At 71.2% G+C, this 25268-nt stretch carries 1 protein-coding gene (only partly in view); it reads right to left on the minus strand.

The whole window is internal to a WXG100-like domain-containing protein gene (locus ABD798_RS19855) on the minus strand: the coding sequence, 76215 nt in all, runs 23060 nt past the left edge and 27887 nt past the right edge, and what appears here is coding positions 27888-53155, spanning codon 9296 (partial) through codon 17719 (partial); the first complete codon in reading order (the gene reads right to left) occupies positions 25265-25267. Both the start codon and the stop codon lie outside the window.

Below are 25268 nucleotides of genomic sequence, written 5' to 3' on the forward strand. Positions count from 1 at the left end.
CCAGTCGTTTGACGACCAAGCCGTCGTCGCGGACCTCGACACCGAGCGTCGCCTGGAGACCGTTCTCGTCATGGGCGACGATCAGCAAGGTGTGGGGTTCGCGGAAGGTCTCGAGGACGTTCTTCCTGCCGTAGCCTGCCCGGCTCTTCCCGTCGCCCTCGTCCGGCGTGAGCGCCAGCGCCTGCCTGCGGAACTCCTGCCACCGCGGTGTGCCGTGCTCGACAACGGAGAGCTGCCCACCCGCGGCGAAGAAGCGCTCGGTCTGGCGGGCGACGAAGGCGATCGACTCCTGGGGCACGCCCTGGCCGGTGTTGGCCGGGGCGGGCGGTGCGACGGGCGTCGGTGCCACCTCGGGGACGACGTGGCCGGCGATCCGGTTGACGTCCTCGACCGACCACGACGAGGAGTACGTGGCGCGGTGGCGCAAGGCGACCACGTGGCGCAGCTCTCGGCCGATCGCGTTGAGCAGCAAGGGGTCCCCGCCGACCTCGGTGAGCACCGGCAGCCCCCGCTCGGCCGCGTGCTCGGCCAGGCGGGCCTGGACGGCGACCGGGGCAGTGCTCGTGACCGGGTGGTGCAGGCTGCCGAGCGACTCGTTCTCGACCACGATCGTGCCGTTGGCCTCAGTGATCCCGATGGCCGCGTGCGGCGTGCCGTTCACGTGCGCGACGAGGAACTTCTGCCCTTTCTCGAACGCTCGGAGGAGGGCGCGGTGCTTGTTGTCGACGATGGGGTCGCCCGTCCGCGTCTCCGCGAGTTCCCGTGCCCGCTCGGCGAAGGAGGTGCGGCGCGGATCGTTCGCGTCGACGATGTCGACCTCGCCGCCCGCGGCCCGGAACGTCTCGACGTGCGCGGTGATGAACCCGAGTGCCTCGTCCGAGACGCCAGGCCCGAAGTTCGCCGGAACGTCGCCGGCCTTCGGCACGTGGTCGTGCCCGTCCTCCCGGTGGAACAGGAAGGTGACCTTCTCGGTGCCGGGGACCGGGGGCTTCTCGCCGATCCGCGGCAGCGGAGGCCGCTTCGCCCTGCCGCCCCGTGCCTTGGCCATGGCGGCGTCGGCCGAAGCGTGCGCGTGCTCCTCCAGCAGGTCGATGGAGGTGTTGGCCGGGGAGCGCGACCAGCGCAGCTGCCTGGCGTGGGCCAGCTCGTGCGCGAGGACCCGGACGAGGGTGTCCATGTCGGAGAACGCCGCGGGTGCCAGCCAGATCTGGGTGCCGCGGTAGAAGACCGGGGTGGCGCCGAGGGCGTTCTCCCGCCTGAACCAGTCCTGCGTCTCCACGGAGTGATTCATGACCACCTTGGAGACCCAGCGCAGCTCGGTCCGGAGTCCGGCCAGCTTGGCGGCCTTCTTCACGGTGTCCATGTTCATGGGCAGCGTGGGGAGCGCGGTCGGGGAGCCCTCGGAGAACCACTCGTTGTACACGCGGTCGTACTCGCCGGACAGGTCGGTCTTGCCCCGGATGACCCGGCCCCACGCCTGCCCGGTGATCCGGCCCTCGCGCTGCATCTCCCGCAGCCGGGCGAGCGCGTCCTCGATGATGTCCTCGGCGATGCCCGACGAGCGCAGTGCCTCGGCGACGCGGTCGGGTTCGATGGCGAGCAGTTCGCGCATGACGTCGGGGTGGAACCTCGTGTTGAGGTTCGCGCTGACGAAGTCGGATGCGATCTGCACCCCACCCGCCTCGACCCGTGCCCGCGTCGGCAGGATGTCCGGGTCGCCCTGCAGCACCAGGCGCCCAGCCGCGTCGGTGCCCGCCGTGCCGCGCACGCCGTACGTACCGAACTTGGCGAGCAGGTAGTGCACGATCGCGGCGCGCTGCCCGTCGAGGGACTTCTGGGTGCTGAGGTCGGTGCCCCGCGTGAAGCCCGGCACGGTCTGGAGCACGACACCGCGGCCCTCAGCGGAGTCCAGCACGGCGGCCGGGACGCCGAGGTGCTTCCAGCCCACCGCGAGCAGCGTCCGCCACTCGGCGATCACCTGCTGCTTCCCCGTGCGGAGCACGACGCCGATCGGGTCGTCCTCCGGCCCGATCCGGGTGTTGCCGTAGTCCCGGAGCTCGCCCCGCTTGAACGGGTCGTCCACTTCCCACAGCCGCGCGTCCGGACCGGTCAGCTGCTCGGCGAGGGCCCGTTCCTCAGGGCCGTGGGCGATGTCGGCGATCACCGCGCGCGGTCGGTGCGCCAGGAAGTCGTCGTTGTCTGTGGTCAGCTTCTCGTCAGCCCCGCGCGCGGGCGCGTCGGCGGAGACGTCGATCCCCGCCCTGGCGAGCGCGGCGGCGATTTCGGCGTCGGCCTCGGCCCGCCACTCCTGGTGGGACGCTCGCCCATCGCGAGCGGTGGCCCTGGCGTAGGCGACCTGGGCCGCGATGGCGCTGATCCGGGACTCGACACTCACGAAGGCCTTGGGCCCCAACCAGACCTCGTGACCGCGCCGGTAGAGCTGGGTGACGCTGCTGGCGTTCTGCGACGCCATCCACGCCACCGTCGGCGCGTCGTCGACGATCACATAGTCAGCGCCCTCGATCTTCAGCGTGCCCTGGGCCGCGTCGAACTCCGTGGTGTAGCCAGCCCGCTCCGCGGCGTCGCGAGCGGTTTCCAGGTGCTCTGCCCGCTGCGCGGCTCGCTGCGCGGCTTCGGCGCTGGGGGCCTGTCCGTCGGACTCCCAGCCACGCCCGATCCTCGCCCGCACCTCCGCGGTGATCTGTTCGGCGTCCTCCCTCGACCACGCCGAGGTGAACCGGCTGTGGAACATCCTGCGGCCGTGGAACTTGCCGTACTGCCTGAGTGTCTGCTCGTAGTCCGAGTCGAGCTTGAACGCGTTCGCGTCGAGGCGGCGGCCGATCGCCAGGTCGTAGGGCTTCGACGACTGGGTGTCGTGCACCTCGTACGAGCTGAAGATGTTCAGCCGCCGCTGACTGGCGATGTCCGCCAAGGCGTAGTTCAACGCGGTGCCTGCGCCCACAGCGCCCCGGTACGCGCTTCCGTGGGACTTCACGTACAGGCCCCGGTAGATGGACCGATCCCTGAGCCTGAGGTCCTCGACGGCCATCACCGCCTGGATGCCGTCGTCGTCGTGGGCGACGAGCATCAGGTCGTGGTCGGAGGTGAACGCGTCGTCCACGTAGTACCGGCCGAGGAGGTCGTTCTCCGACCGGGCGTGCTCGGTGTCCATCAGCGCACGTGACTGCCGCTGGAACGCCAGCCACTCCTGGCTGCCCCGCTCCAGCACGGAGATCCGGCCGCCTGCGTCGAAGAACTTCTTGGTGTGGCGGGCGATGAAGTCCAGCGACTTGTCCGGGACGCCCTTGCCGACGTTGGGCGGGAACGCGCGGGAGGACCTGAAGAGCCCCTTGGTGAGCAGCGCATGGCTGTGCTCGTGCTCCCGGAAGAACAGGAAGTCCAGATTCTCGGTGCCGGGGACCGGGGGCTGCTTGCCGATCCTGGGCAGGCGGACCCGCTTCGCCCTGCCGCCCCGCCACTTGGCGAGCGCGGCGTCGGCCGAGGCGTGCGCGTGCTCCTCCAACACGTTCACGGAGGTGTTGGCCGGGTTGCGGCCCTTGCGCAGCTGCTTGGCGTGGGCGAGTTCGTGGGCGAGGACTCGGACGAGGGTTTCCATGTCGGCGAAGGCGGCGGGGGCCAGCCAGATCTCGTCGCCGCGCTTGTCGACGGGGGTTGCGCCGAGCGCGTTCTCCCGCCTGAGCCACTGCTGGTTCTCCGTGCTGTGCTCGATGACGGTGGAGACCTTGCGCAGTTCTCTCCAGAGCCCGGCCCGCTTGGCGGCCTCCTTCACGGTCTCGAAGTTCGCCTCCAGCGTGGGAGCGACGTTCGAGGAGCCCTCGACGAACCACTTGGTGTAGACGTGGTCGTACTCCTCGGAGAGGTTCACCTGGCTGCGGACGACGTGTCCCCACGCCTTCCCGGTGATCCGGCCCTCCCGCCGCATCTCGGCCAGCCGGGCGAGAGCGTCGTGGACGAGGTCCTCCGAGATGCCCGACGAGCGCAGTGCCGCGGCGACGCGCTTCGGGTCGATGTCGAGCAGTTCGCGCTGGACCACGGCGTCGAACGGCCGGTTGAGGTGCTCCCGGACGAACTCGGAGTCGATGCTCGTATCGCCCGACTCGACCTGTTCCTCCGTCGGCAGGATGTCCGGGTCGCCGAGCAGCACCAGGCGCCCCGCCGCGTCAGTGCCCGCCGCGCCGTACAGGCCGGTCTTGGCCAGCAGGTAGTGCATGATCGCGGCGCGCTGCCCGTCGAGGGAGCGCAGGGTGGCGAGGTCGACGCCCCGGGTGAAGTCCGGAACGTGCTGGAGCACGACGCCGTCTCCGTCGGGGGAGTTCAGCATGGCGGGTGGGACGCCGAGGTGCTTCCAGCCCACTGCGAGCAGCGTCCGCCACTGCGCACGCAGGCGGTTGATCGTGCTCTCGGGGTCGCTCGGGTCCTGTGCCATCTGCCCCTGGGGGATCAGGACACCGATCGGATCGCTCTCCGGGCCGACCCGGGCGTTGCCGTAGTCCCTGAGCGCGGACCCGCCTTGCTCTTCCCACACCCGTGCGTCCGGGGCGGCCAAGCGCTGCTTGAGAGCGGCTTCCTCCGCGCCGTGGGTGATGTCGGCTGTCCCCGTTTGCGGCCGGTACGCCAGGAAGGCGCGGCCCTTGGTGAACGGCGACTCGTTCCGGTCACGCGCGGGAACGTCGGCCGGGTCTTCGTCGCGCACCCTGCCGAGCGCGGCGGCGGCTTCGGCATCGGCCTTGGCCTGCCACCCCCGGTCGTCCCACGGAAGGACGCGTTCGAGGGCCTTGGAATGGACCAACGCGGCCGCGATGGCGTGGACGAGGGCCTCGTCACTAACGAAAGCCTTGGGCCCCAACCAGAACTCACCGCCGCTGCGGTCGAGCGGAGAGACGGTGCTCGCGTTCTCCCGGGCCATCCACGCCGCCGTCGGCGCGTCGTCGATGAGTACCACCCGCACGCCTTCGATCAGCAGCGTGCCCTCGGTTGCGTCGAGCTCCGTGGCGTACCCGGCCCACTCCGCGGCATCGCGAGCGGCGTGCAGGCGAGCGGTTCGCTGCTCGGCCTGCTGCTGCGCGCTGGTGCCGGGGGCTGCTCCGGGGGACCGCCACCCGCGTCCGATCTGCTTGCGCACCTCGTCGGCGACCTGCCCGGCGTCCTCCACCGACCACGCCGAGGTGAACCTGGTGGTGTGGTCGCCGGCCACGCCGCTGCCGTGCTCGGCGAGCAGCGCCTGGTAGCTCGGATTGACCTGCTGAGCCCGCCCGTCGAGGCGTCGGCCGAGCGCCTGGTGGAAGGGCTTGGACGACAGGCCGTTCTTCGACTCGTACGAGCTGTAGACGTTCCGTCCCCGCTCACGGGCGATGTCGGCGAGGGCGTACTGCACGGCGGTTCCGGCGCCCGCGACCCCCCGGAAGGTGTTGCCGAGCAACGTCACTCTCAGGCCGTCGTACTTGGGGACGTCCTTGACGCCCAAGACCGCCTGGATGCCGTCGTCGTTGTGGGCGACGATCAGGAAGTCGTGGTCGAACTCGCGTTCACCCTTGAACGCGTTCGTCACGTGGTTCTGACCGCGTTTGACGATCTCGGACCGGCCGGGACGGATGTCCATCAGCGCACGCGACTGCCGTTCGAACGCCAGCCATTCCTGGCTGCCCTTCTCCACAACGGAGATCCGGCCGCCGTCGGCGAAGAACCGGTTGGTGTGGCGGGCGATGAAGGTCATCGCCTCCTGCGGGACCCCGTTGCCGACGTTGGGCGGGGACGCGACCGCGGACGTGAAGAATCCCTTGAGGAACAGGAATCGCGGGTGCTCGGTGCCCTTCTCCGGAGGCTCCTGCCCGACGGTGGGCATGTCCATCACGTCGGGGATCGTCTTGGCACCGCGCGCCCTGGCCACCGCGGCGTCCATCTCGGAGTGCGCGTGCTTCTCGAGGAGCTTCCTGGAGGTGTTGCCGGGGGAGAGGCCGGCCTTGAGCTGACGCGCGTGGGCGAGCTCGTGCGCGAGGTACCAGACGTGAGCGACCACGTCGTCGCCGTCGAGAGCACTGCGCGACAACCAGATCTCGTCGCCGCCCTTGTCGACGGGCGTCGCTCCGTGAGCGCCCTCGCGCTCCATCCACGCCTCGATCACGGCGTCCTCGACGACCACCACGCGAATGCCGTCGACGATCACCTCGCCGGGGCGCGAGGACGCAACGACGGGCAGCCGCGCGGCCGTGGCAGCCGCCTGGACCTTGGCTAGCGCCTCTGCGAGCTCCATCGCCTCCGCGCGCTCGTGCCCCCACACCACGTAGGGGTTGTCCTCCAAGGACTCCCAGCCGCGACCGAGGCGTTCCTGCACCCCGTCCGCGATGGCGTTGGCGTCGTCCGCGGTCCAGAGCGCGCCGGTGCCGGCGTCGAGGCGGCGGCCGGTCGCCCGGTGGTAGTCCGCGATCCCGCCGAGGTCGCTGACCACGCTCACGTCGTCGCGCCCGGCGAAGTCCGCGAGGGCGAACTGGATCGCGGTGCCCGCACCAGCCGCGCCACGGTGGGCGTTGCCGAACGTGGTCACCTTGAGGCCGCCCGGTCCCTGCTCGACCCCCAGCACGGCCTGGATGCCGTCGGCGTTGTGGGCGACGAAGGCGAACTCCGGCGTGGAGCGGAAGGTCTCCAGGACGTTGCGCCTGCCCTGGCTGACCCGCTCGTCTGCGACATCGGTGTCCGGGGTGAGCGCCAGCGCCTGCCGCTCGAACTCCGCCCACCGCCTGGTGCCCGGCTCGATCCGCGTGATCTTGCCGCCCTCGGCGAAGAACTGGTCGGTGCGGAAGGCGATGAAGTCCACCGCCTCGGCGGGGACGGTCTCGCCGGTGCGCGCGGGGACGTCCTCGGCCCGTGGCGCCCGGACCTCGCCGGGGGTGATGTGCTCGGTGATCCGCCAGGAGTCCGAGGCCGACCAGATCGAGTCGAACGCCTCCGGCCCGCGCTGCACGGACTTCCGGTTCACCCGGCGGCCGATCGCGTTGTGGACGTGGTTGTCCTCGAACGCGACGCTGACGACGGCCATGCTCCGCTGCGCGGCGTACTTGGCCAGCTCCGCCTCGGCCGCGACCGCCGCGGTGTTCACGCTCGCGTCCAGTCCGAACCCTGCGGTCAGCGCCGTCTCGATATCGACCTCGATGAAGCCGTTGTCGGTCTCGGTGATCGCGATGGTGGCCTGCACGAGGCCGTCCACGTGCGCCACGACGACCTTCTGGCCGTGGTTGAGCGAGTCCCACATCGACGGGGGCAGCCCCGTCGCCCTGGTCGACTCGGGCGCCTGCTCGCGGAACTCGTCCAGACGCGCGTCATCGGTGGCGTCGATGATCTCGACCTTGCCGCCCATTGCCCGGAAGGCGTTGGTGTGGAAGGACAAGAACGCCAGCGCCGCGTCCGGAACGCCGTCGCCGGTGTTCGGCGGGACCGGGTTCGGGTCCGGGGCCGGTCCGTCATCGCCCGGCGAACCCCAGCCGCGGCCGTCGAGGCGTTCCCGCACCCCGGCGGCCAGCTGCGCCGCGTCCTGAGCGGTCCACCGGGAGTTGACGAGGTGCCCGCGGCCCTCCTCGAAGAAGGCCTCGGCGCCTTCCACCGAACGCAGCTTCGTGACCTGGGCGTGGAGCTGCTGGTCGAGCACGATCGCGTCGTGCCCGACGCGGCGGCCGATCGTCCGGTGGTAGGTCTCGTCGTCGGTGTTGTCGTAGGTGCTCAGCACGGGCAGACCTCGCTGCTGTGCGAGATCGGCGAGCACGTACTGCAGGGCGGTACCGGCACCGGTCGCCTGGCTCGGCGAGCTCCCGAGCGTGCGCGATGCCAAGCCCTCGCTGCTTACCTGGATCCCCAGCGCAGCCTGGAAGCCGTTCGCATCGCGGGCGATGATGATGAAGTCGTGTTCGCTCGCGTCCGCGTTCAGCGCCCGCGCTTGGCGCTCGAACTCCGCGTGTTGAGCGCTGCCGCGCTCGACGACGGCGATCCGGCCGTGGTTGGCGAGGAACTGCTCGGTCTGGTCCGCGACGAAGTCCATCGCTTCTTCGGGAACGCCCTGGCCGGTGTTGGGCGGGACGGGCGTGACGGGTGGCTCGGCGCCGTAGCGCAGGAAGCGGAGCACCAACTGCTTGCCCGCCCGGAGCCGTGCCTGCACGGCGTCCACCAGGCGGTTGCCCGGGTCCTCGCCGCGGGCCCTCGCCAGCGCGACGCGGGCCGCCTCGTCGGCCTTGGCCGGGGTGTCGTCGGAGAGGCTGTGCTGCTGGAGCTGCTGTGCGTAGGTCAGCGCCTGAGCGAGGGCGGCGACCAGGCTCTCCTCGCTGGCGAACGCGCCAGGTGCCAGCCAGATCTCCTGTCCGTACTCGTTCTCCGGCGCCGCGAACAGCGTCTCGCCGCGCTCCATCGCCGCCAGCTTCGGGCCGCCGTCGACGATCACGACGTCGACCGGTCCCAGCAACGCGGTCAACCCAGCCCTGGCCGCGACGTCATGGACGGCCACGAGCTTCGCCGCCCGCTCCCGCCGCCGTTGCGTCGTGTCGGCGTCGGCAGCGCTGCCCGGAGAACGCCAGTCACGGCCGCCCAGTCGGTCGTACACCCCGTCGGTGATCTCCAGCGCGTCCTGCGCGCTCCACGCCGAGTTGTGCCTGAGGCTGGCGTAGAGGTTGAAGGCGGTTCTGCCGAGGCGGCGGCCGATGGTCTGGTGGTACAGCGCGCCGCCAGCGTCCTCGTGGTTGCTGAGCACGGTGGCGCGCCGCTCCTGGGCGACATCGGCGAGTGCGTACATGAGCGCGGTTCCCGCACCGGGCGCTCCGTTGTAGGCGTTGCCGATGCGGTGCTCGACGAGGGTGTTCCCGTAGTACGCGTCCTCGTTGACCGAGAAGGTGATCACCGCTTGCAGGCCGTTGCCGTCGTGGGCGACGAGCGCGAAGTCCGGCTTGCCGAGGAAGGGCGCGAGCACGTTGTCGGCGCTGCCCTCGGCGTACATCGGTGTGCCGCTCCCGCTCTCGCTGAGAGCACGCGCCTGGAGCTCGAACTTCGCCCACTGCGCGCTGCCGCGCTCGACCAGTGAGATCTCGCCGTTCGCGCCGAAGAACCGCGCGGCCTGCCTGGCGATGAGGTCCATCGCCTCCCGGGGCACACCCTGCCCGGTGTTGGGCGGGACGTCGGCGACCGACGGCCCCGTCAGCTGACGAGCGTCATGCCCGGCGGGGTGGTCGTGGTGCAGGAAGGGCTTGAGGATGTCCTCCCGCTTCACGGCGTCTTCGTTCTCCCGGGGCAGCGGGACGTCGTCCACCTGCTCGCCCCGAGCCCTGGCGAGCGCTGCCGCCGCGTAGGCCCGCGCGTGGTCCTGCAGGTCCTTCAACGGGGTGTTGGCGAGGGTCAGGCCCGCGCGCAACTGCAGGACGTGGGCCAGCTCGTGCGCCAGCACCTCGATGAGCGCCTCTTGGCTGATGAAGGCGCCGGGCGCGAGCCAGATCTCCCTGCCGCCCTTGTCGACCGGGGTCGTTCCGAGCGCCCGTCCCTGCTCCATCCACTCCAGCGTCGGGGCATCGTCGATGAACTCGACGTAGTCGACGAGGTCGAGCACCTCGGAGAGCCCGGCGCGTTCGGCGGCGGCGACGACGGCCGCCCACCTCTCCTCGCGAACCCTCTCCAGCTCCTCCAGCGCCGCGAGCTCGGCGTCGGAGAGCGTGTGCTCCCAGCGGCGCCCGTCCAGTCGCTGCCGCACTCCGCCGGCGACCTGCGCCGCGTCCTCCGCGGTCCACATGGAGTTGTAGTCGTCGTTCAGCAGGACCGCGGCCGCGCCGTCGGCGATCCTGCGCCCGATGGCCTGGTGGTAGACGCCGATGCTGTCGAACTCGTAGCCGCTGAGCACCCGGCCCCGCTGCTGCGTCGCCAGGTCGGCGAGGGCGTACTGCAGCGCCGTTCCCGCGCCGGGGACACCGCGGTGGGCGTTGCCGAACGCCGTCACGGTGAGGTCGCCGTCCTGGGCCTTGATGCCGAGCGACGCCTGGATTCCCTGGTCGTCGTGGGCGACGAGGACGAAGTCGTGCTCCTGTCGGAAGGAGCTCCGCACCTCCATGCGGCCGAGCGCGACGCGGTCGGAGGAGTTGCCGATGTTCTGGGTGAGCGCGAGCGCCTGCCGCTCGAACAGCGCCCACTCCTGCGTGCCGCGTTCGACCAGGGTGATCCGACCGCTCTGGCCGAAGAAGCGCTTGGTCTGCTTGGCGATGAAGTCCATCGCCTCGCCGGGAACGCCGTCGCCGATGTTCGGCGGGACCTCGGCGCCGCTGTGGAACATGTACTTGGCGTTCTGGTGAGCGGGGTCCGGGGGCTCCTGACCGATCGTCGGGAACCACACCCGGGCGCGGGGCTCGTCCTCCGGGACCTCACCGCGTTCCTTGCGCGCCACGAGCTCCAGGACGGCATCGGCCTCGTCGTGCGCGTGCCTCTCCAGGAGGGCCAAGGAGGTGTTGCCCGGGGTGATGCCCTGCTGCAGCTGCCTGGCGTGGGCCAGCTCGTGCGCCAGCACCTTGATGAGGGTCTTCTCGTCGGCGAAGGCCGAGGGCGCGAGGATGATCTCCAGGCCGTGCTTGTCGACGGGCGTGGCGCCGTTCGCGCCCTCGCGCCGGATGTGGGCCAGCTCCTCCGGGTCGAGCATCGACAGGCGGACGTTCACCTGGGCCAGCTCGGCGCTCAGCCCGGCCTTCGCCGCGACCTTCGCGACCGTCTCCTGGGAGATCTCCAGGCCGGTCGAGGTGAGGTCGACGCCCCACTCGCGGCCGGTGATGGCCCCGGTCTCGCTGATCTCCCTGGCCCGCTCGGCCAGCCAGGCCTTGGCGTCCCGATCGCCGAGGCTGAGGAGGGCCTGCAGGTTCTTGCCGAGCAGACGGGCGACCGAGCTGACGATGTCCGGGTCCAGCTTGTGGCCGGTCTTGGCGAGGTCGAGCCAGAGCCCCAGGAACGGCAAGCGGTCGAAGGCCGACTCGGCGTTGAAGGACGTGGACTCGCGAACACCGGTTCCTGGGAGCGAGGACGAGTTGCCGTGCAGCACCGGAGAGCCGTTCACGGAGACGACGTCGCCGGCATCGCGGTACATCACGCCGGCGACGTACTCCAGGACGGCGGCCCGCTTGATGTCGCGCAACGAGAAGTGCAGACCGATCTCGTCCGGCGTGATGGTGGTGCCGCGCTCGATCAGCTGGACGGCGCCGGAACCGGGGACACCGGTGGTGAGGGCGACCAGGTCCGGGGAGCCGAGTTCCTCGGCGAGCGTGGAGACGTCGAGCATCCGCACGGCGGCGCTGTCGTTGTTCTCCTCCCCGCCCCGCACGGCCTGGTGGATGGCCTGCCGGTTGTTCGGAAGGTCGATGACGCCGGGCTTGATCCCCGCTTCGGCGACCTGTCGACCGAGTTCCAGGCGCTGGCTGGCGAGGTCCTCGGCCGACCGCGCGCGGTGGATCTCGCCGGAGCGAGCCTCCGTCTCCGCCTGCGCCGCCTCCTCCTTGAGCACGGCCATCCGCGCTTCCACCGACCACACGATGACGCCCGCGTCCGCAGGCATGATCATGGAGTCGGCTTCCAGCGACAGGTCGCGGTGGCCGCCGTCCATCCGGCGCCCCATCTCCAGGCTCGCCCGAGATGCTTCCGGGCTGCCAGAGACACCCACGATCCGCCACGGATCGGTGTTCTCGTCCTGCGGCAGGCTCGCGAACCGCGCCAGCTCCAGCTCGATCGCGCCCGCGACGGTCTGAGCGACGCCGGGAGCAGTTACGAGCGGTCTGGCCAGGTAGAAACCGGCCCACGTCTCCAGCTGCACGACCGCGCGGACGTTGCCGTTGACGTGAGCCACGACGAGACCGTCCCCGCGCGTGCCGCCCAGTCCCGCCGAGGTTCTGGGGTGGACGCCCAACGCCTTGGCCTGGGCCTCGAACCGATCCCAGTAGGGGTGGCCGGGGTAGACGACGTCAACCTTGCCACTGCCCTGCCCCTGCTCGCGGAACTCGTGCGCCTCGCGGGCGATCTTCTCCACCGCCGACGGCGGCACACCTCGACCCACGTTGGCCGGGCTGGGAGCGGGGGCCTGGTCCGGGGCGCTCAGCCGCGCCTCGACGCCCTGCACGAGCTGAGCGGCGTCACCGCTGGTCCAGACGGAGTCGTGCAGCGGCACCCCGGGGAAGCCGCGGTAGCGCTGCTCCAGCGCCTGCTGCGGGCCGACCTGGCGCAGCAGGTGCTGGAAGGGCGCGTCGAAGGCGTGGGCGTGCGGGCCGAGGCGGCGGCCGAGGTCGCTGTGGAAGGTGTCGTTCCGGGCCAGGGGACCACGCGTGCCGCTGTGGTCGAACACGACGCGGCCGCTGTTCATCGAGATCTTGGCGAGGTGGTGGTGAGTGGCGGTTTCCGCGGCCTCCCGCCGCAGGCCGAGCGAGCCAGAAACCTGGACCGCGAGCCCGCCGTTGACCGCCGACGGCGTCTTGGCGGTCAACGTCACCAAGGTCACCGCGTGCGTCCTGCCGTTCACCTTCGCGATCAGGGCGACCGTGTGGGGCAGTTGCCGGGCGTCCAGGCGCGCCAGGACCTGGTTGATCCGCTGAGCGTTCGGGTCGCCGTCCTGAACCGCCTTCTGGAGGTCCCGCACCATCGCGGACCACGCCGGGTCGTTGTGCCGGGCCTCCCGGATCTCGCCGGGGAACTGCCGGAGGTGATCGGCGACGAAGCGCACCGCTGTCGCGGGCACTCCGTTGCCCACGTTGGGCTGGAACGGCGCACCGTGGTGGTGGCCGCCGTGGAACAGGAACTCGATGTCGTCGTCGAACTCGGTCTGGTCTCCCTCGCCCTTGGTGGGTTCGGTGACCTGGCCGGTGAGGTTGCCGCGTTCTCCGCGCGCCTGGCGGAGCGCGGCATCGGCGTAGCTGTCGGCGTAGCGCTCCAGCACGCTTCTGGCGGTGTTGCCGGGAGTGATCCCCTTGCGGAGGTGGTTGGCGTGGGCCAGCTCGTGCGTCAGCACCTTGATCAGGGTGGCCATGTCGGCGAAGGCCGAGGGCGCGAGCCAGATCGCGGTCCCGCGCTTCTCGACCGGGATGGCGCCGGGGGCGCCGTTCTCGGCGAACCAGGCGAGGGTCCGCTGGTCGTGTTCGATGACGAGCTCGGTGACCCTCGCCAGATCGCCTTCGACGCCCGCGAGGAGCGCGGCCCGCAGGACGGTCTCGGCGGTCCTGGGCAGCTCCACGCCCTGCTCAGCCGCGGTGAGGTGCTGCTCAGCGCGCCCGCGGCGAATCCCGTAGCTGTCCTTGCCGGAGACGGGGCCCCGCGACGCCTGTCCGGTGATCTTGCCGAACTGCTGCATCTCCCACAGGCGGATGAGCGCGGCGTCGATCTCGTAGCGGTCGAGCCCGGTCTCCGCCAGCACCTCGCCGAGGACGACGGGGTCGATCGCGCGCAGCTCGGCGAGCACCTCGGGGGCGAAAGCGATGCCGAACTGGTCGTTGATGAAGTCCGACCCGATGGCCAGCTCCGTCGGGTGACCGGCGAACTTCCCGGGGAGGGAGTCCCCGTCGTCGGTGAGCACCAGGCTCCCGTCCGGCCGCGTCCGGTGCGTGGAGTACTCGCTGCGCTTGCCGAGCAGGTACTGCGCCGCCGCGACCCGCTGCCGGTCAAGGACGTCGTAGGCCTTGGGAGCCAGGGGATCGCGCAGGCTGGGGTCGAACTCCACCACCACGCCGGACCCGATCTGTGCCAGGCCGTCGAAGCGCGTCGTCGCCAGGCCGAGGTGCGGCCACTTCGCCACGACGAGCGTGCGCCACATCGCGTGCAGGCGGGTGGTCTTGTCGGCGGCCCGTTCCGGGTGGCGACCGGGGCGTTCGTCGGCGATGAAGCTGCCGATCGGGTTCTTGGCGGGCCCGAGCAGGGGCGGGCCGATCGTGGGCCGCGGCCGGGTGCCGATCCGGCCGGCCTCCCGGGTGCCCAGGCGGCGCTGCATGTCGATCTCGCGCTGGTGCAGGCCCGCGGCGGGCACGTTCGCCAGCGCGGGGGGAACGGTTCCCTCCGCGGGCAGGGGCGCCGGCTGGAGGCGGCTGGCCGTGGTGCCGTCGGACCAGTAGACCTCGACGCCCTCGCCGAGGATGCGGCCGTGGTTGAGCATCTCCTCGATCCGCTTGAGGACCCCGGCGGTCTCCTGCTCGGTCAAGCCGTACGCGCGCAGCCGCGCCGTGAGGCGGTCCGGCGTCACGGCCCTCAGCCTGGCCAGCACGTCATCGCGGAAGACGGTGCGCTGTTCGACCACGGATGCCACGAAGTCGGACTTGATGACCGGCTTGTTCAGCCGCCCGCGGCGCTCGTTGCCCGGCGGGAACGAGCGGTGGAAGCCGGAGAGGCGCGGTTCGCCAGAGGGCCCGGTCTCCGAGGAAGTGCCCTCCGCGTAGTACCCGACCGCGTAGTGCACGGCCGCGGCCAGCTGCTGGTGGAACTCCGAGTAGCTCGTGACGTCCGCGTGCCCCGGCGTCGTGCCGGGCACCGTGCGGCGCACCGCACCCGGGCCCTCCGGGCTGTCCCAGAACACCGCCTCGTCCACGATGCTGGTCGCGCCGAGCGCCTCGGCGACGTACGCCGCGGACACGATGCGACGCGGCGCGCCGCGCGTGTCGCTGCCGCCCCTCGAGCGCATCGGAGTGAAAACGCCGATCTCTTCGGAACGCCCCGTGACGCGGTAGAGGGATGTGGTGACGCTGGTGGAATCCGAGGCGACCCTCACGCCCTCGGCCGCGAGCGCTTCGCGGAGCGTGGGCCGGGCGGGAGGCGCCGTGTTCGCCGATTTCGGTCGCGTTCCGGTCCGGGAGTCAGCCCCGGTCCTGTCCGCGCTGGCCTCCTGGGCAGTGGTGAGCAGCGTTCGCGCCGTCTCGGTCAGCTGCTCGGCGAGCCGCAGCCCGGTCGGCAGCTCCTCGCCGGTGCGCCGGGCCAGCGCGAGGAAGTCCCGCGCCAGCGCGGCGGAGGGCCGCTCGGCCCACTGCGCGGCCATGGTGTTGAGCACCGCGATCCGGCCCGCGGTGTTCGCGTCGACGAGGGAGCCGGTGATGCGCCGCGAGAGGTCCCGGACCGTGTCCGCCCGCCCCGCCTCGGCGATCTCGTGCGCGAGCTTGCCCAGGTGGAAGGCGTGCTCCCGGGTGGCCCGTGCCACGTCGACGCCCTTGCCGACCTCGATGACCACATGGGTGTCGCTCCTGCGCAGCAAGAGGGACAGCGCGCCCCCGTGCCCGAGGAAGCGGGAGGGCTGCTCCACGTCCAGGCGCAGTTGAGTGGAGCCGATGAGGATCTGGATCGGCTGTCCCGGCACGTGCGGGCCGTGCCGCAGTCCCGGCACCGCACCCGACGCGGCGAGCGTGTCGAGCACCGTGACGAGATCACGTGTGTCGAACGCCCGCTGCGAGGAAGAAGAACGGAGCACTCCGTCCCACGCCTCAGCCTGCGGCAGAGCGGCCTCGGGCCTGCCACCGGTGGCGGTAGGGGGAACCTCGTGCCCGAGCGTGATCAGCACCGACCTGGCTCGGGCGGAGAGGATTCCCTCGCGGACGAGCCGGTCCAGCTCGGCGGGCGTGACCTGCTCCCGCACCCGCGACAGCGCGTCCCGGAAGCTCCTGCGCAGACTGGTGCCGACAAGCCCGCCGTCCGCGCCGAACTCCAGGCCCAGCGCGTGGATCCCGTTGGCCGCCGCGTTCATCCCCTGGATCGGGGAATTGACGACAGCGGGGTAGGGGGTGCGCGGGTCCCGGTTCACCGACTGCGGGAGCTGGGCCTCTTGGCGGTGCCAGAACTCGACCATGCCCAGCCGCTCCGCGAGCATGGTGACCGCCTCGACGACGGTGCTGGCCCTGCCGACGCCCACCAGGGCGACGGTCGAGCCGGAGGCGCTGGTTCGCACGTCCAGGTAGCCCAGGCGGCTGTCGGTGAGCGCAATGGCGACGTCGACCGTGCGACCGGTGGACTCGAAGGTGACCCGCGGCCCGCCGTCGGCGTTCGGCTCGACCGAGATGCCGGGCAGCGGGCCCATCAGCGTCAGCAGCGCGCCGAGGTCGCCGACCTCCGTGACGCTGCCCTCCGCGGCGAGGACCTCGTCGGCGCGGGGCGCCTCGGTCAGCTCGTGAGCGTCATCCCGACCTGAGGCGGCGTCTCCGACCGCTCGACCAGCACCGTCGTCCGACCCTCTTCCCGCGCCCTCGGCGTCGGGAACTCCACGCCGAGCACCTGCCACTGGGTGTCCGTCTCCGGATCCCTCAACACCAGGTCGTCCGTCATGGTCCCGGCGGTCAGGTACCCCGACACCAGCAGTCCCGCCCTCCTCGGGAGGTCGTCCACGTACGCCACCTGGAACTGCACTGTCACTGTTGTCTCCTTCAACGAGATGTCCGTCTGTGGTCGCCGCCGGGGCGGTCGTCTCCGTCTCCGGCTCGCTCTCCGGAGTCTGCCCTGCCTCCCCGGCTTCCTCGGTGGACGCGTTCTCCTCGGGCGTGGCGTCCGGACGCTGGTCCGGGTCACCGGGTGTGCCCCCGTCCGGGGTGCCGTCACCCTCGGGGCGGGCGCTGTTCGCCTCGCCGGTCAGCCTGCCGGTCCGCTGGATGACCTCCAGGGCGGAGAGCGCGGCCTCGATCCGGTCGGCGTCCATGCCGATCGCGGCGAGGTCGGCCCGCAGCTGGTCGGCGGTGACCGCGCGGATGTTCGCCAGCAGCTCGGGGTGCAGCTGCCGGGTCGGGTCCGCCAGCTCCTCCTGGACGACCGCACCCGCGAACGGCGAGCGGTGCGGGCTGGTGCGGATGTTCTCCTCGGAGTACGCGCGGTCGGAGGTGCCGGGGAACGAGGCACCGAAGTCGACCGGCCGCGGCACCAGCTCGCCGGTCTCCTCGTCCACGGTGGTGACGTAGTTGTTCGGGTGCTGGTCGTCGTTTGCCGTCAACCAGTCCAGGAACGCCAGGGCGTCACGGTGGAAAGCGCCGTAGACGGAGGGGTCCGGGCTACCGGGCATGGTGTCGTCGAGCCACAGCCGGATGACACCGGGCCGGTAGTCGTCGTCGCCCTCCCAGTAGACGGTCGGCGGGACCAGGCCGAGCTTGAAGAGCCGGTCGACCGTGTAGGAGCCGACCTCGTTGACGCCCTGCTGGTCGACCTGGTCGTCGTCCAGGTAGTCCGGCTTCGGCTTGTGGATGACCTCGACGTCGTTGCCCAGCGTCAGCTTCTGGCTCTCGTTGAGCGAGAAGTTGAGGTCGTCACCGAAGCTGTCGGTGTTGACGTCCGCGAGGTCCTCTTCGGACATCAGGGAGTTGGTGACGACGTCCTCCGCCGCCGCCACGCCCTGCGAGAGCCCGTACCGGAGCAGGTGGGTCGGGTCGTCCGCGCCGGAGGCGGCGGCGTGGTAGGCGTCGGCGCCGTAGAACAGCAGCGGGACGGGGCCTTCTGCCAGCGGCATGCCCTCGTAGGTGCTCTTCTCCGGGAACGTCGGGGGAGTACCGCCCTCCGCCAGTCCGCGCAGGCGGGCGATGGCCGCCCGGTCGTGCGCGTCGGCGTCACCCTCCAGGACCGTCACCGGCGTGTTGCCGGGAGTGATGTCCGCTTGCAGCATCTTGGCGTGCCGCGTCTCGTGCGTGACGACGCGCACCAGCGTTTCGAGGTCGCGGAAGGCCGACGGCGCCAGGAGGACGACCCCGCCCTTCTCGTACTGCTTGCCGTCCTCGTCGGTGTACTTCTCGGTCGGCGTGGCGCCGTGGGCGTCCTCGCGGCCCCACGTGTCCAGCGTCTTCTGGTTCGTGATGATCTTGAACGTGACGTCGGAGCGGTCGATGCCGACCAGATCAGCCGCCCACTCGGCCGCCGCGGCGGTCATCGGCAGTTCGGCCTTGACCGGGGCCGTGGTGGTGTCCAAGGGCAGCGGGAGCTGCTTGGGGGGCCCCTGGTTCCGGTACTCGCTCTTGACGAGATTGTCGAGGTCCTCGAAGGACCAGTTCGCCGGCAGCTTCGCCGCGTCGAGCCCGAACCCGTTGAGCACCTGGGCCAGCGTGAGCTCCGGGGTGCTCAGCTGCTTGCGCAGGATCTCCACGGTCCTCGGCGAGAGCCGCCCGGTCTGCTGGGCGATCTCCAAGTAGGTCTCGGTCAGCTGGGCATTCGCCTTGCTGAAGCCCTCCGCGTAGGCCAGGGAGTACAGGATGCGGTCCGGTGACATCACCTTGGAGTCGCGGGACAGGATGTAGTTGTTCAGCTCGCCGCGCTGGTACGCCCCGCGCGCGTGCCACTCCGAGGCACCGACGTTGAGCCCGGTGGAGACGATGCCGCTGCCCACCTGGATGGCCGTCTTGACCATCTCGACACCGTTACCGGCGGCCTGGCTGGCGATCCGACCGAAGAGGCTGGGCAGGTTGCCCGTTCCGACGTCCTGGAGCAGGAACGCGCCCCGGCTGGGCACGCCCGTCGCGCCGTGGTGGTAGACCGCCACCCACGTCTCGATCAGCGGCAGCAGGGCCCGCGCGTCGCTGCCCATGGCCAGAGCGTGCGTGTCTGTGCCGTTGGGCACCAGCAGGCTGTTCGGCGTGCCCGGTACCGGAGGCAACAGCCGCAGGTTCATGAAGCGCGGGTGCTTGCCCCGCAGCTTCGCGCCGAGGTTCTTCCAGCCGGGCTTGGCGGTCATGTCGACCCACAGCTGGTACTGGCCCCTGCCGATCCGCCGGATGTTGCCGAGGTGCGGGATCTCGCCGACGGTGCCCGCGTCGATCAGCGCGTCGAAGTCGTCGATGATCTGCTCGGGGTCCCTGTCGTACTGTTCGAGCCGCTCGGTGAACGGGCGCAGCCGCGCCTTCAGGTCGTCGTCGGTGATCGTGCCGACCAGTTCGGTGATCGCCTTGCTGGTCTGGCGCAGGCGGTTGGAGCCGTGCCGCACCCAGTCGTCCATCGCACGGGGCGTCACGTCCTCCTTGCTCACCCCGGTGCGCAGCGTCTCCGCGGCCTGCTCCATGAGGCGGCGCGCGGTCATGACCACGGTCATGCTCTCGCCGATGGCCGCGACCGAGTCCGCGAGCGACTGGCTCATCGAGGCGATGCTGGCCGCGGCGGCGGTCTCGGCGGCGACCTCGGCCTCGGCGGGGGACATGCCGTCCGCGAGTGCCTTCTCCCGTGCGGAGTCGGCCTCCGATCCGCTCATCACACCGCTGACGACGGCGTTGAGCACGCCGCGGCCCAGCGTCCGGATACCGGCGTTCCACGCGAGCTGGCGCCTCTCACGGGGGTGGACCAGCCGCTCCGTCACCATGATCTCGTCCAGGTGCTCGGACAGCCACGCCTTGGCCTCGTCGAGGGTGAGCCGGGTGCCGTCCTCGGTCCACTCGGTCGGCAGCAACATCGCGAACTCGCGGATGTCCTTGCCCTTTTCCGACGCGGGGCCCTTGTCCGAGCCGGTCCGGACGTCCGCGTGCGTGGTGAACGGGCTGAACGGGCCGAGCAGGTGCGCGGATTCCGAGAGCCCGATCTTGATCAGCGCGGGCATCTTCGGGTTGCGCATCTCGGGCTTGCTCTCGATGACCACGACGGGCCGGAACGCGTCGACCTCGTTGAGTTCGATCCGGACGCTCTGCACCCGGTCGAGGCCCTCGGCCTCGGCCTTGAGGTGCTTGGCCGCCGCCATCGTCATCGCGGCGTGCCTGATGGCCTCCTCGCGCTCGGAGTCGGGCACGTGGGTGAGCGCCTCGGCCAGGGCCTTCTCCGTGGGCGTGACGCGGTCGTCCGGCTTGCCGCCGTCGAAGGAGACGATGAGGGTCGGGCGGTAGTCCTTGGTCTCGTCCAGTTCGATCCGGACCTTCGCGGCGTCCGGCTGGGCCTGCAGTTCGGCGGCGATCCTCCTGGCCGCCACCAGCATCCCGCCGAGCGGGTCGTCGGAGACCGCCTGGCCCGCCCGGTGGGGCGGCAGCTGCGACTCGACCTCCGCGCGCAGCCCGTCAGTGACCCTCGTGCTCGCGCCGATCAGACCGAGCGCGTTGTTCGCGTGCTTGGTCATGTCGTCGGTGCTGACCAGCTCCTGCCCGGCCTGGCGCTCGCGGCTGGAGTGGGTGTAGAGCGCGAACGCGGCCTTGCGGTGCCGGGCGTTCAAGTACGCCTGCAGCGCCGAGCCCGCGCGGATGCCTGCGCTGGCGAGCAGTGCCGGGGCCAACATCGGCACGGTGCTCGTGAGGAACGCGAACGCGGTGGTGAGGCCGGGGTCGAGCGGGTACTTCGCGAACAGCAGGAACTTCTCCTTGAAGTACTTCTTCATCGCGGGCTGCAGCATCACCCGGGACGCGGCACCCACGAGCGTGCCGAGCTTCATCGCGACCTCGGCCTCGACGGCCCTGGGTCCCTGCTTGATCAGGTTGGGCGAGACCTTGATCCAGTAGCGCAGTTCGGACTTGTCGACCGCGGCGCCCTTGAGGAACTGGTCGGTGTGTGCCATGTCGCCCTCGACCAGGGAGACCTTGACGTGGACGGGGAGCCTCGGCTCGTCCTTCTTCGGATCGCCGGTCCACACCGTGAGGGAGAGGGTGCCGAGGTCGTTCGGCCGCTGGGTTCCCGATGCGTCCTTCGCGGCGATCTTCTCGTCCGGCGACCAGGTGACGTCGGTGGCCTCCGCCATGAGCTTGTCGATGTCGCCGCTCTGCGAGTACTTGTCGACGAACGCGCCGTGGGTCAGCTTCATGGCGTTCCCGTAGCCCGCCGACCGCGTCCACCTCTCGAACGTCTTGCGTTCCGCGGTGGTGAGCTGGTGCAGTTCCTCGTAGGGCACCGCGTCGGGCAGCGCGACGCCGAAGGCCTCGGTCGCCGCCGCCAGGCCCTTGCGGGTGGTGAAGATGGTGTCGATGAGCTGCTTGACGGTCGGGCCGATGCCGCCGCGCCAGCTCGAGCGCAGCCTGCGGGCCGCGTTGCCCGCCTCGGTGTTCTTGCCCGCGTAGGTGTACCAGGTGGTGATGCCCGCGAGGGACGACCACAGTGCCACCGCGCCGAGGCCGACGACGTACGGCAGTCCCACCCATGCGCCGAACAGCAGCGAGACCCCGACGCCCGCGGCGGTGCCCAGGATGTTGCCCACCTGGTAGAGCAGCGTCGCCTTGACGTCGACACTGATCGGCGGGACCTGCGGGACGTAGTTGGCCACCTCGGCGAGCAGGATCTCGCCGAGCGCGGTGTCGATCTCCTCGGTCGTGGCGCCCTTGCGGACGTCCAGCACGAGCTGACCGCGCTCGACCCAGCCGTCCTTGGCCACGGTGGAACGGCGCACCGCCGGCCCGTCCGCGATGTCGACCACCCGCAGCTGCAGGGTGAAGCCGGGGCGGAACAGGCGCAGCGGTCCCGAGGTCCAGGACACGTTGAGCTGCGTGGTCAGCGCGGGGTTCGCCGCGTCGTGCTGGCTGGGCAGCGTGTGCTGGCCGAAGGCGAAGCTGACGTCGTCGACCGAGATCTCGGTGATCTGCTCGACCTTGATCTTCTTCAGCGTGTCGTTGAGCCTGCCGCGCACCGAGGTCTTCTCGGCGTAGTTCTTCGTTCCCAGCAGCCGCAGGGTCCTGGTCATCTCCGGGACCGGGTGCTCCTCCAGCCGCGACATCTCGCCGACCAGCCGCAGCCCGGCCAGCGTGTTGGGCAGCCCGCGGAAGCGCGGGTGGTTGGTGAGGATCTTCTCCAGCCAGTGCATGCGGGTTCGCGAGCCGCTGACGACCTCGTTGAGCCCGAAGCCGTGCTGCCGCCCGTCACCGTTGATCAGGGTGCGCAGCCGCAGGTCGACCTCGGCGAGCTCGGCGGCCGCGCGGCGCGCGGACTCCGGCTTGGTCGAGTCCTCGCGCAGCGCGGCGAAGTCGGCGGCCCTGCGGCCGTCGGGGACCTCCGTCCGCAGCTCGGTGACGAGCCGCGCGTGCTGGTCCAGCAGTGCGAGCAGGTTCTCGACGGCCTCGACGTCGCTGGTGGCGACCTTGCTCATGCCGGGCCAGCGGCCGGGCTTGGGTTTGGCGGCCAGCACCGACACGCCGGTGTCGTGCTTGATGCCCAGCGTGACGTCGCCGGCGTTGAGCACCACGGGGTTGGCGGCGTGCAGGTCCTCCAGCAGCTCCGCCTCGCGCTGCACCCGGGCCAGCGCCCTGTTCAGTGCGGCGAGGTGCTTGTCCGCTTCCGCCCGCGCCTGGTCGGCGAGCGCGGTGGTCTGCTCGGAGAAGGCGTGCAGCCGCTCCGAGGAGATCTCCTGGCCGAACAGCCGAGGAGTGACGTTGCGCTGCTCGGTCGCCTCGGCGGCCATGGCCTGGAAGGACCAGGCCGTCGCTTCGAGGTCCGCGTCGCGAGCCTGCGCCAGCAGGTCCCTGCGGGACTCGGCGACGTCCATGAGCACGGCGAGCGCGTCGGTCAGCCTCCGGTACCTGTCGGAGAGCCGGATCTGCGCTGCGGCCAGGCCTTCCGCGCTCGGCCTCGCGTGCACGTCGACCAGCACGTCGGTCTGCTCGGCCAGCAGGATCGCGTCCTCCAGCAGCGTGCCGGCGACCCGCTCCTCGGAGAGGACGTTGTCGATCGTGGTGGCTTCGCCGCCTGCCAGCGCCGAGCTCTCGCGGAACTCCTCGATCTTCTCGATCAGCTGGCGCAGCTCACCGAGCACCTTGCCGTCCGCGCCGAAGTCGTGCGCGGACGTGACGATCACCGCCGGGGTGGCGGCCTGCTTGGGCACGATGGCGACGGCGTTCGCGCTCGCCTCTGCTTCCGCCTCGGCTTCCGCTTCCGCCGCATCGGCGTCGGCCTCGGCGAGCGACTCCTGCTTGGCCTCGTCGATCTCCTGCTGCCGCCTGGCCTCGGCTTCCTTGGCCTGCCTGCGGGCGTCGTCCTCCTCCGCGGCGCGCTGTTCGCTCTGCTGCACCTGCCGGGCCCGCAGCTTCTGGTTGGTCAGCTCGTTCGCGGTCAGCCCGGCACCGTTGCCGTTGCCGTCGCCGTTGGTGGTCAGCCAGGACGTGGGGACGAAGTCCGGGAGCTGGTGGAACGCGGACTCCAGCGACCGGAACAGCATCAGCCGCTGTCCGGTCGTGTTGCGCGGCAGTGGCGGCACCAGCAGCTCGACCGCTCGCGAGCCCTCGGCCAGCACCAGCTGCGGTGCGTCGACGTTGCCGTCGACCAGCACGAGGACGTCCACCACCGAGCCGTTGACGAGGTGCGCCCTGACCACGCCCGGGTCGTCCTCGGCGACGACCGCGCCGGGGACCTTGGCCGCCGCGGCGCGCACCGCGTCGGGCTGCAGCACGGTGGTCGTGCCACCCGCCCAGGTGCGTGCGCCGACCACCGGCACCGGAACACCAGGGACCGCCCGGCCGGTGTCAGCACCGCCCGTGTCAGCACCGCCCGTGTCGGGCGAGGACCCGTCGTCGCCGGAGCCCAGCGCCGCGCGAAGGGCGGGCTCGGTGAAGAGCACCGGCATGAAATGGCCGTTGTTGTGCAGCAGGACGGCGTCCGGGACGCCGGAGCGGCCGTCGTGCCTGACCACGCCTTCGCCGTCGACCACGGCGATGGCCAGGTCGTGGCGCGCCGCGATCATCTGCGTCATCGCCGCCAGCATCGGGGCGGTGAGCTGCCCCTTTCCACCCCAGGTCGTGACCGCCTTGCTCCGCTGCGCCTCACTGTGCAGGCCGATGAGCGGCAGCAGCCGTCGTTGTTCCCCGGACAGCGTGAGTTCGCGTTCCAGCCCGGCGAGCAGGTCCTGCGCCAGCGCGGTCGCGTCGTGGATGCCCTTGGCCGCGAGCGTGCCCGCGGGCAGTTGCCGGAAGATCGCCTCGAACACGTTGGCCGTGCCGTTGGGGACCCACGCGGTCAGCGCCTCGTTGAGCGAGAGGAACTCCAGCTGGGCCCGCGTCGGGACGTTCTTGTCCCCGGTCTGCTTGACCACGTCGGCGGTCGTCAGGGCACCGGTGAACGCGGAGCCGGGCAGCTGTGAGGCCACCCAGGCCGCGGCGGGCACGCCCCAGCGCGCCAGTGCCTCGTCGATCGCCGTCCGGCCCGCCGCGTTCAGCGGCTCCGGGCCGCGGTAGGCCTGGTCCATCCGCAGGCCGTGGTAGTAGCTGCGGACGACCTGCTCGACCGTGCCCGCCCTGGCCGCGCGGTCGGAGTCCAGCGTGGGCGCGGGGGGCTGCTCCAGCTGTGCCGGGCGGGTGTTCACCGCCGAGGCCAGCCACTGCGGGTCCACCTCCAGCACCAGGCGCCGCGCCGCGGGGTCGAACAGCCCGTGCTTCATCGCCAGTTCGGCGGCGAGATCACGCAGCAGTCCCGACTCGTAGGTGCGGATCGTGCTGGTCAGCCCGGCCTGGTTGAGGAGGTGCCGGAAGCGCGCCAGCTCACCCGGAGTTGCCTTGAACCCGAACATCGGGGCCAGCTCGGCCAGCGTGAACGCGGGCACGTGCATCGGCAGCACCGAGACTGCCGACCGCAGCGCGACGTCGGGGGAGATGCCGGCCTCGACGGCCTGCTGGTAGACCGCCACCAGGTCAAGGCCGCCGGCGACGGCCCAGGTGACCGCGGTGCTGGAGGTGATCGAGGCACCCTGCCACGCCTGCGCGATCGCGCGCTGGAAGCCGGGACGGATCGCGTCCCACTCCGCCCGCGCCCGCTCGGTGTGCTCGACCAGCAGCTCGGCCCGGGTGGTGTCCGGGTCCTGCGCCACCTGGTGGAGCACCTCGTCGACGTCGACGCCCGCGAACGCGGCGTCGATGACGGCGGAGTCCCGTGCCTCGGCGACGACCGCCGCGAGCGGCTTGCCGATGGCGGAGGAGCGCTCCATCATCTCGCTCAGGTCGATCCGCATCCGGATCGCGTCGCTGAACAGGTCGAAGTCCCGGATCTGCGCGCCCTCGGCGTCGACGTCGGTCGGCGCGTCCTGCGGCACGATCAGCTGGGAGAGCTCCGCGAACGGAGCATCCTCGCCCTCGCGCACCACCGCGCCGTCCGGTGCCACCCGGAAGGTGGTCACCGTGCCGTCGTTCTCCTTGCGCGACAACAAGATCTCGACGCGCAGCTGGTTGGCGATGCCGCGCGCGAGCTGGATCGGGTCACCGGAGTTCCGCAGTCGTTCGGCCGCCAGCACCGTGAGCGCCCTGAGCGCCTTGGCCGCGCCCTCCTGGCCGTTGGTCAGCCGGGTGAGGTTGTGCTCCACGCGCTTGAGGGACTCGCGCAGCTCGCTCTCGCGCGCCGCCGCGACCTCCCACGCCCCGACCACGGCGTCGAACTCGGTGCGCGCCCGCTCCAGGCGC

The organism is Allokutzneria multivorans, assembly GCF_039537405.1.
GTDB lineage: Bacteria > Actinomycetota > Actinomycetes > Mycobacteriales > Pseudonocardiaceae > Allokutzneria > Allokutzneria multivorans.